This is a genomic window from Xanthobacter versatilis, assembly GCF_043193975.1.
Classification (GTDB): Bacteria; Pseudomonadota; Alphaproteobacteria; order Rhizobiales; family Xanthobacteraceae; genus Xanthobacter; species Xanthobacter autotrophicus_E.
This window is the reverse complement of the sequence record NZ_JBAFVB010000003.1, coordinates 286,637-298,895: the sequence shown is the minus strand read 5'-3', so window position 1 is coordinate 298,895 and position 12,259 is coordinate 286,637. Positions and strand designations below refer to the sequence as shown.

Genomic DNA, 12,259 nt, shown 5'->3' with positions numbered 1-12,259 from the left:
GCCGCAATGCCCGTTCGGATACGACGAAAGACGAAGGGACGCGAAGATTTGAACATTTCCAAAACCGTCAGAAGCGGACGTAACGTAAAGAGAAAATCTGCGAATGACTGGCGAGAGCTTACCACCTCCGTGACCGCACTGTCATCCAGGGCGCCCTTGTTTTGAATTGTTCAAATCACAAGAAGCAAATATCGCCACGCCGACTCGCTGCGTTGTCCGGAACAGCCGAAACGCGCGGCAGCTCAGGAGACGAGATCTCGGCGCGACATCACGCACTAACCGGGAGCATTGAGGGAGCGGGCGGATTGGCGTAGCGTCACTCTACTGCCATCCGCGTCATTTTGACTTGGGTCTTCAAGTCTTCGGGACACGGCGAAACAATGGAACAATTCCATTGTCTCGGCCGGCACTTGCCGCCCCATGGCCGGATCCCTAAGGTCGGACGGAAGGGAGCCATCCCCCATCCCTTTTGCGAACATTCATTTCAAGGAGAGAAGGTCGATGCGCGCGCATGTTCTTGGCGCAGTCGTCGCCGCAGTTGCAGCCTTCGCGAGCCCGGCCTTCGCCGAAGCTCCCAAGGATGCCCCCAAGCCGCGCGATGTGATCGTCCATTATGCCGACCTGGCGCAGGCGATGTACGGGTCCTCCGCCGCCACCGCCAAGGACATGCAGAAGGTCATCCTCTCCTTCCTCGATGCCCCTAGCGCCGACACGCTGGCGAAGGCCCGCGATGCCTGGAAGGCCGCCCGCGTGTTCTACATGCAGACCGAAGGCTTCCGCTTTGGCAACAAGGCGGTGGACAAGATCGAGGGCGACGTGAACGCTTGGCCGCTGGATGAAGGCCTCATCGATTACGTGGACAAGAAGAGCTACGGTGAGAAGTCGGACGAAAATCCGCTCTACACCGCCAATGTGATCAGCTCCAAGTCCATCCGCATCGGCAAGAAGACCATCGACACCACCAAGATCACGCCGGAGCTGCTGCACAGCCTCAACACCGCCGGCGGCGTCGAGGCCAATGTGGGCTCGGGCTGGCACGCCATCGAATTCCTGCTCTGGGGCCAGAACCTGCATGATCCCAAGATCAATGCCGGCAACCGTCCCTATACGGACTTCGACCTGAAGAATTGCACCAACGCCAATTGCGACCGCCGCGCCGAATATCTGAAGGTCGCCACCGCCACGCTGGTGGCGGACCTCGAAGACATGGCGGCGCTGTGGGGACCGCAGGGTGCCGGCCGCACCACCCTTCTCAAGATGAAGGACAAGCCGGCGCTGGCGGTCATCTTCACCGGCCTCGGCTCGCTGTCCTATGGCGAACTCGCCGGCGAGCGCATGAAGCTGGGCCTGATCCTGCACGACACCGAAGAGGCACAGGACTGCTTCTCCAACAATACCCACAACTCTCATTATTATGACGAAGTGGGCATCCGCGACATTTATTACGGGCGCTACACCAAGCCTGATGGCACCGTCTTCTCCGGCCCCTCGGTGGCGGATCTCATCCGCGCGGCGGACCCCAAGATCGCCGACGAGATCGACCAGAAGTCGGATGCGGCGCTGGCCGCCTTGAAAAAGATCAAGGACACGGCCGATTCCGGTGAGATCTACTACGACCAGATGCTCGCCGAAGGAAACGTGAAGGGTGGCCAGCTGATCCAGGATGGCGTGGATGCCCTCGTCGCCCAGGCCCATGCCATCGAGCGCGGGGTCTCGGCCCTCAAGCTGCAGATCAAGGTGGAAGGCTCGGCCAGTCTCGACAACCCGAAGGCCGTGAAGAAGAAATGAGGCTGAGGTGAAAATCTCGCGACGGGCGGTCCTGCTCGGTGCCACGGCGGCGGGGGCGGCAAGCTTTGCCCCCTCCGCCCTCGGGCGCATGCCCCTCTCGCGCGACACGCTCCCCAAGAGCGCGCCGGTGCGGCGCCTCACCCTCTCCGCAGCGGAGATGGAGGTGCCGCTCCTCGGCCCCGACAAGCCGAAGACGCCAGGCTTCTGCGCCTATAACGGCACGCCCTTTCTGACCTGGCGCGCGCCGGTGGGCACAAGGCTGCTGGTGGATTTCGAGAACCGCCTGCCGAACCCCACCACGGTGCACTGGCACGGCATCCGTGTGCCCTATCTCTCCGACGGCGTCGCGCCCCTCACCCAGCAGCCGATCCCGGCCGGCGGGCGCTTCAGCTACGACGTGCCCCTGCCCGATCCGGGCTTCTATTTCTTCCATCCCCATTGCGACGAAACCGGCCAGGTGGGACGTGGCCTCTTCGCCCTGCTGCTGGTGGACGATCCGGCCGAGGCCAGGCTCGGCTTCGACCTTGAGCATATCATCGCGGTCAAGGACTGGCGGCTGGATGCGGACGGCCGCTGGCTGCCCATCTTCACCGACGAAGGCGCCTCCACCGCCGGCACCTTCGGCACGGTGCGCGCCACCAACGGGTCGGTCACCCCGCCGCGGGTCGAGGCCCCGGCCTATGGCGACGTGCGGCTGCGGGTGATCGTCGCCGATTCCACCCGCACCATTGAATTCGGCTGCGAGACCGGCGACGCCGCCATCATTGCCGTGGACGGGCAGGCGCTCACCCCGCTCCCCCTGTCCAAGCTGCCGGATGAGGTCTGGCGCATGGGCCCGGCCATGCGGCTCGACGTGCATGTCCGCATGCCTGGCCCCGGCGAGGAGGTGAAGATCTTCGACTATCGCACCGCCGAGCCCTATCTGCTCACCACCCTGGTGGCGGTGGACAAGGGAAAGAAGCAGACGCCCTTCAAGCCCATCGCGCTGCCCGCCGCGAAGGTGCCGCTGCCCGACGTTCGCCGCGCGAAGAAACTCGATTTCATCGTGCAGACCTCCGCCGGCGCCACCGCCATCGCGCCGCCCCTGCCCCCGGACGATCCACTGGCGAAGGCGCTGATCGATTCCTTCTGCGTGGGCGACAAGACCTTCTGGGCCATCAACCGCACGTCGTGGGGCGCCGGCGCCGACCTGCGTCTGCCGCCGCCGCTCGATATATTGAAGGATGGCGACAGCTACCGGCTCACCATCACCAACGTCACCAAGCATGTGCATCCCATGCACCTGCACGGCCATGTCTTCCGCGTGCTGTCCTCCACCCGCAAGACCAGCATCCCGCCCTATCTCGCCGACACCGTGATGACCGAGCCCAACGAGACGGTGGAGATCGCCTTCAAGGCCAACAGCGGTGACTGGGTGTTCCATTGCCACATTCTGGAGCACATGGATGCCGGACTGATGGGCTGGTTCCGGGTGGCATGATGGGACGGATGGGACTTCGTGCGGTCCTCGCGCTTGCCCTGCTGGCGACACCGGTCGCGGCGCAGAACCCGCCGGCGCAGCCGCTGGACAAGCTCGACATCGCCATCGGCAAGGCGCTGTTCAAGCGGCCGTGGGTGCCGGCCCCCGCCTCCACCCGCGGCGACGACGGGCTCGGCCCTCTGTTCGACGCCCGCTCCTGCATCACCTGCCACCCGCGCGACGGTCGGGCCCCGGCGAAGATCGAGGACGGCACGGCGGGGCGCGGCTTCGTGCTCATGATCGCCCGGCCGGACGGGACCGGCGACCCGGTCTATGGCCGGCGCTTTCAGATCGACGCCGTGCCCGGCATTCCGCCGGAAGGGGTGATCGGGGTGAACGACACGGCGCTGCCCGACGGCCGCACCACCCGCGCACCCCATCCGCAGGCGCTGGGCTATGGCCCGCTCGATCCGGCGAGCGGTCTCTCCCTGCGGGTGGCGCCGGACCTGAAGGGGCGCGGAGCGCTGGCGCAGGTGCCGGACGCGGCCATCCTCGCCATCGAGAAGGAGCAGGCCGAAGCCAAGGACGGGATCTCCGGACGCGCCCGGCGCATCACCCGCCCGGACGGCACCACCGCCATCGGCCGCTTCGGCTGGAAGGCGGCACAACCGGACCTCGCCAGCCAGTCGGCGGACGCCTTCTTCCTCGATCTGGGCCTTTCCAACCCCTACCATCCCGAGCCGTGGGGCGACTGCACCCCCACCCAGGCCGCCTGCCGCGATGCCCCCCACGGCACCGCCAACCGCACCGAGGGCACGGCGGACGACGCGCTGGAAATCGGCCGGCCGCTGCTGGACCGGGTGGTGGCCTACGTGGCCTCCCTGCCGCCGCCGGAGCCCGAGCCCCTGCCGGAGCCGGAGCGCCGCGCGGGCGCGCGCCTGTTCGCCGCCACCGGGTGCGCCGCCTGCCACCGCCCGTCCCTGCCCACACGGGATGGCGGGCAGGCCGACATGTTCACCGATCTGTTGCTGCACGAGATGGGCCCCGGCCTCGGCGACACCATGCCGGAGCCCGGCGCCGGCGCGTCCCAATGGCGCACTGCGCCGCTGGCCGGCCTGTCGGAGGCGCTCGCGGACGACACGGGCTTGCTGCATGACGGGCGGGCGCGCACCATTAACGAGGCCATCGCCTGGCACGGCGGAGAGGCGGCGGAAGCCGCGCGGCGCTTCGACACCCTCTCCGCGCCGGACCAGACGGCCTTGGTGCGTTACGTGTCCTCGCTGTAGTTATGAGAGACGGTCGGATGTTTTACCGCTTTTCAGCCCCCAGCCGCCGTGCCGTTCTCGGCCTCGTGCGTGGCTTGGCGCTCGGCCTTGCACTTGCCCCGGTCGCTGCTCCGGTCCAAGCCGCCAGCCCCGCGCTCGACCCGGTGCCGCTCATCGAGACCTGGCTGTTGCCACGCTACGACGCCTTCGTCGGCGTCACCAAGGCGCAGGCCACCGCCTGGGCGACCTTCTGCGCCAAGCCGGACGCCGCTGGCGTGCCTGCGCTGAAGGAGGCCTACGGCAAGACGGCGGACGCCTGGAACGCGGTGGAATTCGTCACCTTCGGCCCCATCAGCCTGTCACTGCGGGCCGATCGCATCTCCTTCTTCCCGGACCGGCGTAACGCCATCACCCGCGGCCTGGCCGAGATCATTGGCGATTCCGACGCAGGCCGACTGGAACCAACCCGCTTCGCCCAGTCCAGCGCATCGGTGCAGGGCCTGCCGGCGCTGGAGCGCCTGCTGTATGAGGAGGGCGCCGCCGATGCCCTCCTCGCCGGCCCGGAAGCGGCGCGGCGCTGCGCCCTCGGTACTGCCATCGCCACCAATCTCGCCGCCATCGCCAGCGAGATCCGCACCGCCTGGGGCGACAAGGCCTCGGGCGTGCTCGGCGCCATCGTCTCCGGCAAGGGCGACCCGGCCCTGTTCCCGGACGTGGGCGCCCTGCCCGGCATGATCCTCACCGACCTGTCCGGCGCCTACCAGCGGGTGACCGACACCAAGATCCTGCCCGTGCTCGGCACCGGCCCCGCCGAGGCCAAGCCCACCCTCGCCGACAACTGGCGCTCGGGCCGTTCCGGGCGGGTGGCCGCGAACATGATCAGGAGCGCCGACGCCCTGTTGGTGGCGGTTGGCGCGCAGATGCCGAGCCGGCCGCAATATGTGGTCAACAAGGCCGCCACCGGCGCGGATGCCGCCGCCGACAAGCTGCCCGCCGATATCGGCGCCGCCGCTGGCACGGCCCCGGGCGCCAGCGCGCTGCAGGCCGCCATCAAGACGTTCAAGGTGGCGCAGGCGAGCGTCTACAAGCCTGTGGCCTCCTATTTCGGCATCTCGCTGGGCTTCAATGCCCTCGACGGGGACTGAGCATGCGCCTGCGCCTCGACCACGCCGGGATTTTGGACCGGCGGGGCTTCCTTATGGGCGCGGCGGCGCTGCTCGCTGCCGGTCCGCTGGGCGCCTCCAGCCTGCGCGCCGATCCCCTCGCCGAGGGATGGCTGGCAACGGCCGGCATGGGCGAGGGCTTCGCCGCCGTGGGCCTCGACAGCACCTTCGCGGCCACCACCCAAGCAGAAACCGCTACGCGCCTGCACGGCATCGAAGCGAGCCCCACCGGCCCGCTCGCGGTGGCGGTGGGCCGGCGGCCGGGGCAAATCGCCCTCGTCTTCGACCGGCGCAAGGGCGGCATCTTGGCCACCCTCGCCCCCGGCGCCGGCCGGGTGTTCTCCGGCCACGGCCGCTTCACGGCGGACGGCAAGTTCTTGCTCACCAACGAGATCGAGCGCCCCGGCGAGGGCGCCCATGTCATGGGGCGGGGCGTGGTGGCGGTGCGCGCCGTCGACGACGGCTTCGCCATCGTCTCGGAATGGCCGAGCGGCGGCGATGGCCCGCACGACCTGATGCAGTCGGGCGCGGCGCTTGTGGTGGCGAATGGCGGCATCGAGCCCAACACGCCAGAGGCCCGCGACGCCGAGGTCACCGGCTCGGGCATCGCCCTGCTCGACCCGACTTCCGGCGCCGTGCACGGCGCGGGGCGGCTGCCGCCGGACCTCGCCAGCCTGTCCCTGCGCCACCTCGCCCGTGACGGGAGGGGCGGCACGGTGGTGGCGGCGCAGGACCTGCTGAAGGATGGCGAGGCGCGCCCCCTGCTGTTCCGCATCGCCAGTGACGGAGCGCTCTCTGCCTTCGACGCGCCGGATGCGGAATGGCGGGCGCTGCGCGGCTATGTGGGCTCCGTGGCCTACGACCCCTCCGGCCGCTACGTGGCCTGCGCCTCGCCGCGCGGCAATCGCGTGGCGGTGTGGCAGGCGGACGGGCGCTTCGTGGGCGCTGTCCCCCTCACCGACGGCTGCGGCCTCGCGGCAGGACGGGAAGCTGGCACCTTCGTCGCCGCTTCCGGCTATGGCGAGGTGATCCTGGTTTCGGCAGGTCCCGAGGGCGTCGGCATCGCCGCACGGCACACCGGCGGGCCGCGCTTCGACAATCACATGGTGCGGATCGGGTAATACGTCAGCCCGACTTGTGAAACCCAAACGCGGGCTTCACCGTTGTCTTCTGTGATTCCGCCGCGGGCGGACAAGAGAAGAAGAGGCAAGCCATGAACTGGGTGGTCCTGGTGGGCAGCGTGCGCAAAGGCTCCCTCAACGCGGCGCTCGCCCGCGCGCTCCCCGATCTCGCCCCCGACGGGGTGAAGATCGATCTTTTGCCCTCGGTGGCGGACATGCCCATCTATGACGGCGACATCGAGACCGCCGGCTTCCCCGGCCAGGTCAGCGCCGTGGGCGACCGGGTGAAGGCAGCCGATGCCCTGGTCATCGTGACCCCGGAATACAATTACTCCGTCCCCGGCGGGCTCAAGAACGCGCTGGACTGGCTGTCCCGCCTGAAGACACAGCCGCTGAAGGGCAAGCCCACCCTCATCATGTCCGCCTCGCCCAGCACCATGGGCGGCGCGCGGGCGCAGTATCACCTGCGCCAGGTGCTGGTGGCGGTGGACGCCCATGTAATGAACGTGCCGGAGGTGATGGTGGCGCAGGCGCATACCAAGATCACCGACGGCGTGCTCACCGACCAGGGCACGCGCGACTTCGTCGGCAAGCAGCTCTCAGCCTTCCATGGCTTCGTGAAGCAGGCCCAGGCGACGGCCTGAGCCTCATCAATCCCCGTCGAATTCCGCAAAGGAGAACGGGGTCTCATAGACCCGCACGGACGACAGCAACGGCAGGACCGGCTTCACCCGGTCCCAGATCCAGGCGGCGATGATCTCGGCGGTGGGGTTTTCCAGCCCCTCCACCTCGTTGAGGCAGTAATGGTCGAGCTGCTTCAGCACCGGCCCGAAGGCGGCTTCCACGTCGAAGAAATCCACCACGAAGCCCGTCACGGCATCCACCGGGCCTTCCAGCGTCAGGTCCACGCGGTAGGAATGGCCGTGCATGCGCCGGCAGCGGTGGGTTTCCGGCACGTGCGGCAGGAAATGGGCGGCCTCGAAGGTGAAGCCCTGGGTGATGCGCGCGCGCCGCGGCACCGGGGTGGCGCTCGAACTCATGGAATACCAATCATCTTGTGGGTCTGGAGGGACAGCCGCCAGCGCGGGTGCGAGAGGCAATAGGCCACCGCCGCCTCGGTATTGCGCAGGCGGTCCGGTCCGTCCATGGGCTGCAGGAAGAAATGGGTGAAATCGAGCCCCGCCAGGGCCTCGGGGGCAAGTCCCGGCTGCGGGAAGACCAGCTTCAGCTCATGGCCGCGCGTGAGCTTGAGGTCTGTACCGGCCTTGGGGCTCATGCAGATCCAGTCGATGCCGTCCGGCGCGTCCACGGTGCCGTTGGTCTCCACCGCGATCTCGAAGCCGAGGGCGTGGACTGCATCCACCAGCGCCGTGTCGAGCTGGAGCAGCGGCTCGCCGCCGGTGAAGACCACGAAGCGGCGCTCGGGCGCGGCAGAACCCCAGGTGGCGGCGATGGCGGCGGCCAGCGTGGCGGCGTCAACGAAGCGGCCGCCGCCTTCCCCATCCATGCCGACGAAGTCGGTGTCGCAGAAGCGGCATTGGGCTTCCGCGCGGTCGTCCTCCCGGCCGGACCACAGATTGCAGCCCGCAAACCGGCAGAACACCGCCGCGCGCCCCGCCTGGGCGCCCTCGCCCTGGAGGGTGAGGAACATTTCTTTGACAGCATAGGCCATGGGCCGATGCCTTTAGCCCGAAGGCGCGCGGGGGGGAAGCCGCCGCGGCGCCCGGCAGGCCCGCGCCTATTGCGCGGCGGGAGCCGGCGCGGCCGCGTCGTCGTCCACCGCGACCGCCGCCTGCTGCGTCGTCGGCTGCTGCGTCGTCGGCTGCGGGCGCAGCCGGTCGAGTCCGGTGATGCGCACGCCGTCCATGGACAGCGAGGGCGCCGGCTTTCCGCCGGCCGCCTCCCCGCGCAACACCGAGCCGCGCAGCTGCGGCGCCATTTCCGCGAGCTGAGCGAACTTGCCGTGGTTGAAACTGTCGAGGGCCTTCACGTCGGTCATGTCGACCACCACCGCGCCGAGGTCCACCAGTTCCGCGTCGTTGGAATATTAGCCGCTGCTTCTTGCCGGCGAGGAATTCGGAGATGCCCAGCGCCTTGTCATCGCGCGAGACGATGACGACGAAGGGCTTCGCCGGCTTGCCGAAGCGCTTGAGCTGGCTCTTGAACACGTCCACGTCGATGTCCGGGGCGGCGAGGATGATGTTGCCCACCTTGTTCTGCGGCACCGGCTTGCCGGAAATCCGGATCTGCCGCAGGGCCTCCACCGTCACCCAGTTGCCCATGGAGTGGGCCATGATGCTCACCTCGTCCGCGCCGCTACCGAAGGCGAGGCGGATGGTCTCTTCCAGGTTGTCGCGGGCGGCGGTGGCGCTGTTGTTGTCGTAGACATAGGCCTCGGTGGTCGCCCGGGACGCCCAGGTGAACAGCACCGGCACCGCCGGCGCGTCGGCGTCATGCGCCATCTGGGCGAGGCGATAGAGCGCCTCGGAAAACTGCGTGTTGTAGCCGTGGACGAAGATGAACACCTTCTTCTGGCCCGCAGGACGGCGCGCCAGCTCGCTCTTCATGTCGCGCAGGAAGTCCTGCTCGGTATCGCGATAGATGGCCTCGTGCACCACCATGTCGGTGGCGGGATCGCCGGCGCCCTTCTTGGGCCATTCGATCTCGCCCGCCTTGTGGGCGGGGGGAACGGAGAGGTCCACCTTCGCGAAATTGAGGCTGGTGGAGCGCTCGCCGTTGAAGATGACGCCGGGGCGCGGGTCCCGCTCACGGGTCGAGGCGACGAGAATGACGTGCTCGCGGGCGCCGGGCGCCTTGGCGGTGGTGGGCGTCAGCGCCTCGGGGCCGGGGCGGTCGGAGCAGCCGGCGAGCAAAGTGAGGCACAAAGCCGTGGCGGCAAGGCGCATCCCGGCGCGCCGCATGCCGGCCACACCCATGCCGGATACCAACCCCACCCGCTCGAAAATCAGCACGTCGTCCCCTCCACGCGCACCTGTGGCTGAGTCTTCATGGCACATCAGACCGGAGGATGCGCGGTAATTTGGGTCCAATGCTGAACGCCAGCTTGGCGGGAGGTATCAAGTTGAGGCGTGCCGCAAAGTCAGATAGGGCCGCGCGAGAAGACATCATGCGCCGCAGCACACTCAGTACGCCATTTTCAGCCCCGTTACTTGCACTTTGGCAAACTGGCTTTGCGGCTTCGAGTCTCGCTTAACGGCGGCGGCGGTCCTATCTCCGACCCAACATCACGAACGGAGGCCTGTCCCTCCCCGGAGACACCGCCATGGACCTCACCGGTCTGCATCACGTCACCGCCGTCTCGGCGGACGCGCCCTACAACCACCGTTTCTACACCCAGACGCTGGGCATGCGCCTCGTGAAGAAGACGGTGAATCAGGACGACACCTCGGCCTATCACCTGTTCTATGCCGACGGCGAAGCCAGCCCCGGCACGGATCTCACCTTCTTCGACTGGCCGGTGCCCCGCGAGCAGCGCGGCAGCCACGCGGCGGTGCGCACTTTCCTGCGGGTACGGGATGACGCGGCGCTGGACTACTGGGCCGGCCGCCTCGCCGATTCCGGCGTTGCCCACAGCGGCATCGAAACCCGCGACGGCCGCGACATGCTGCCGTTGGAGGACCGGGAGGGCCAGCGCCTGGGCCTGATCGTGGATGGCGGCCGCGGTCCCGGCGTGCCCTGGGCCAGGAGCCCGGTGCCGACCGAGCACCAGATCCGCGGCCTTGGCCCTATCGTGCTGTCGGTGCCGGATCTTGCCCCCACGGCCGTGGTGTTGACGCAGGTGATGGGGATGCGGGAGGTGCGCACCTACGCCAGCGAGGAAGGCCGTGCCATCCACGTGTTCGAGATGGGAGAAGGCGGGCCCGCCGCCGAAGTGCATGTGAAGGTGGAGCCCGGCCTTGCCCCCGCCGTGCAGGGCGCGGGCGCGGTGCATCACGTGGCATTCCGCGTCACCACCTTCGATGAATATGACGAGTGGGCGCGGCGGCTGAAGGACCTGCGCATTCCCAACAGCGGCAAGGTGGACCGCTTCTATTTCCGCTCGCTCTATTTCCGCGAGCCCAACGGCATCCTGTTCGAGCTGGCCACCGACGGGCCGGGCTTCGCCGCGGACGAGGACGCCGCCCATCTGGGTGAGAAGCTGGCGCTGCCGCCATTCCTGGAAGGCCGGCGGGCCGCCATCGAGGCCGGCCTCGAGCCGCTCTGAACCGAGGACGCGAAAGGAAGGGGCCGGTTCTGCCGGCCCCTTCTGATTCAGGCCCGCTCGTCCAGCGGGTGCGTGCGCAGGCGCATGGGATCGTAGAAGGGCGTGCGGACCACATTGGCCTCGAAGCTCTCCTCGCCATCCACCACGCTCACGCCGGTACCGAGGGCGGTCACGTCCGGCCGCAGCGAGACCAGGGCCAGCGACTTCATGAGGTGTCGGCTGTAGGTGGTGGAATTCACCACGCCCACCTCTTCCCCATCCTTGAAGATCTTCGCGCCGGGGGTGATGGCCTTGGCGGCGAGCACTTCCAGCCCGGCCTGGTGGGTGCGCTCGGTGCCCTTGCGGGCGAGGAGGGCCGCCTTGCCGCGGAAGTCCGGCTTGGAGAGGTCCACCGACCAATCCATCAGCACCTCGAACGGGGTGGTGTCCTTGTGGGGCATGTCGAAGGGGAAGAACAGCAAGGCGCCTTCCACCCGCACGATGTCCAGGCAATCCCACGATACCGGCATGGCGCCGAACGGCTTGCCCGCCTCCAGGATCTTGTCCCACAGGGCGACGGCGTCCTTGGCGGCGCAGAACACCTCATAGCCCCGCTCGGCCGAATAGCCGCCGCGCGCCAGCGACACCGGCACGCCGAACAGGGTGGTCCTGCCGTGCCCGAAATAGGGCAGGCCTTTCAGGTCCATGGGGGTGTGGGGGGCGAGGATGTCGAGGGCCTTGGGGCCCTGCAGCGACAGGATGTGCACGTCGTTGTCACGGGAGAAGGTGACGTCGAAGCCCTCGGCCACGAGGGGCAGCGCGTCTTCCAGCGCGCCGCCGCCGTGGGAGAGGCGGAACGCGCCGTCACCATCCACATAGATCAGCACGTCATCGATCAGCCCGCCGTCGTCGCCCACGATGGAGGCGATCGCGGAGCGGCCGGCCGGCACCTTGGTGATGTCGGCGGTGACCAGTTGGTTCAGGAAGGCCAGCGCGTCCTTGCCGCCCACGTTGATGATCTTGAGGGCGGACACGTCGAACAGGCCCGCGCGGGTGCGCACCGCCTCCGTCTCCTCATAGGGATCGGTGGCGTAGTGCTGCGGGATCGCCATGTCGTTCCACGAGTCCTCGAGCTTCGACCCCAGTTCCCGGTGACGCTCGTTGAGGATCGATTGGCGCCAGATGGGTGCGCTCGTCATTCTGTCCCCTCTCTCTTTTCAGCTGTCGGACAGCATTGAATGGGAAGGCGACGGGGTGCG

At 68.3% G+C, this 12,259-nt stretch carries 10 protein-coding genes and 1 pseudogene; 7 read left to right on the top strand and 4 right to left on the bottom strand.

Annotation, left to right across the window (positions count from 1 at the left end; all coding sequences use genetic code 11):
* Positions 1-501 precede the first annotated feature (501 nt).
* The 6 genes from V5F66_RS08905 to V5F66_RS08880 all read left to right on the top strand — a co-directional run bounded on the left by V5F66_RS08905 (position 502) and on the right by V5F66_RS08880 (position 7,440).
* On the top strand, positions 502-1,788 hold the full coding sequence (locus V5F66_RS08905) for an imelysin family protein (protein ID WP_394093670.1): 1,287 nt from the start codon (positions 502-504) through the stop codon (positions 1,786-1,788).
* A gap of 7 nt (positions 1,789-1,795) precedes the next feature.
* A complete protein-coding gene (locus V5F66_RS08900) occupies positions 1,796-3,268 on the top strand; it encodes a multicopper oxidase family protein (RefSeq protein ID WP_393999006.1) in 1,473 nt (490 codons plus the stop codon).
* Positions 3,269-3,276: 8 nt separating this feature from the next.
* Positions 3,277-4,533, top strand: a complete 1,257-nt coding sequence (locus tag V5F66_RS08895; RefSeq protein WP_394093669.1) for a di-heme oxidoredictase family protein — start codon at positions 3,277-3,279, stop codon at positions 4,531-4,533.
* A gap of 17 nt (positions 4,534-4,550) precedes the next feature.
* Positions 4,551-5,657 carry an imelysin family protein gene (locus V5F66_RS08890; protein WP_394051565.1) on the top strand — a complete coding sequence of 369 codons (1,107 nt, stop codon included), beginning with the start codon at positions 4,551-4,553 and terminating at the stop codon, positions 5,655-5,657.
* 2 nt (positions 5,658-5,659) lie between these two features.
* Positions 5,660-6,796, top strand: coding sequence for a DUF1513 domain-containing protein (locus tag V5F66_RS08885; protein WP_394093668.1), 1,137 nt, complete (start codon positions 5,660-5,662; stop codon positions 6,794-6,796).
* Between the two features lie 92 nt (positions 6,797-6,888).
* The gene (locus V5F66_RS08880; RefSeq protein ID WP_012115169.1) at positions 6,889-7,440 is read left to right on the top strand and encodes an NADPH-dependent FMN reductase; all 552 of its coding nucleotides are present in this window, start codon (positions 6,889-6,891) and stop codon (positions 7,438-7,440) included.
* Between the two features lie 6 nt (positions 7,441-7,446).
* Here the strand turns inward: V5F66_RS08880 and queD are convergent, their stop codons facing one another.
* The 3 genes and pseudogenes from queD to V5F66_RS08865 form a co-directional block, all read right to left on the bottom strand.
* Entirely contained in the window at positions 7,447-7,836 is a 390-nt protein-coding gene (gene queD, locus V5F66_RS08875) for a 6-carboxytetrahydropterin synthase QueD (RefSeq protein ID WP_012115168.1), read from the bottom strand.
* Positions 7,833-8,468: a 7-carboxy-7-deazaguanine synthase gene (queE, locus tag V5F66_RS08870; protein ID WP_394093667.1), complete on the bottom strand. Its 636-nt coding sequence runs from the start codon at positions 8,466-8,468 to the stop codon at positions 7,833-7,835. Before queE ends, queD begins: the two co-directional genes overlap by 4 nt.
* A 436-nt stretch (positions 8,469-8,904) precedes the next feature.
* A pseudogene (locus V5F66_RS08865) lies at positions 8,905-9,363 on the bottom strand (alpha/beta hydrolase); the annotation flags it as partial.
* A 716-nt stretch (positions 9,364-10,079) separates the two neighbouring features.
* On the opposite strand from V5F66_RS08865, the gene V5F66_RS08860 reads away from it, so the two are divergent.
* Positions 10,080-11,021: a ring-cleaving dioxygenase gene (locus V5F66_RS08860; RefSeq protein WP_394093666.1), complete on the top strand. Its 942-nt coding sequence runs from the start codon at positions 10,080-10,082 to the stop codon at positions 11,019-11,021.
* A gap of 47 nt (positions 11,022-11,068) precedes the next feature.
* On the opposite strand, the gene V5F66_RS08855 is transcribed toward V5F66_RS08860, so the two are convergent.
* Positions 11,069-12,199, bottom strand: coding sequence for an aminomethyltransferase family protein (locus V5F66_RS08855; RefSeq protein WP_012115164.1), 1,131 nt, complete (start codon positions 12,197-12,199; stop codon positions 11,069-11,071).
* Between the last annotated feature and the right edge of the window lie 60 nt (positions 12,200-12,259).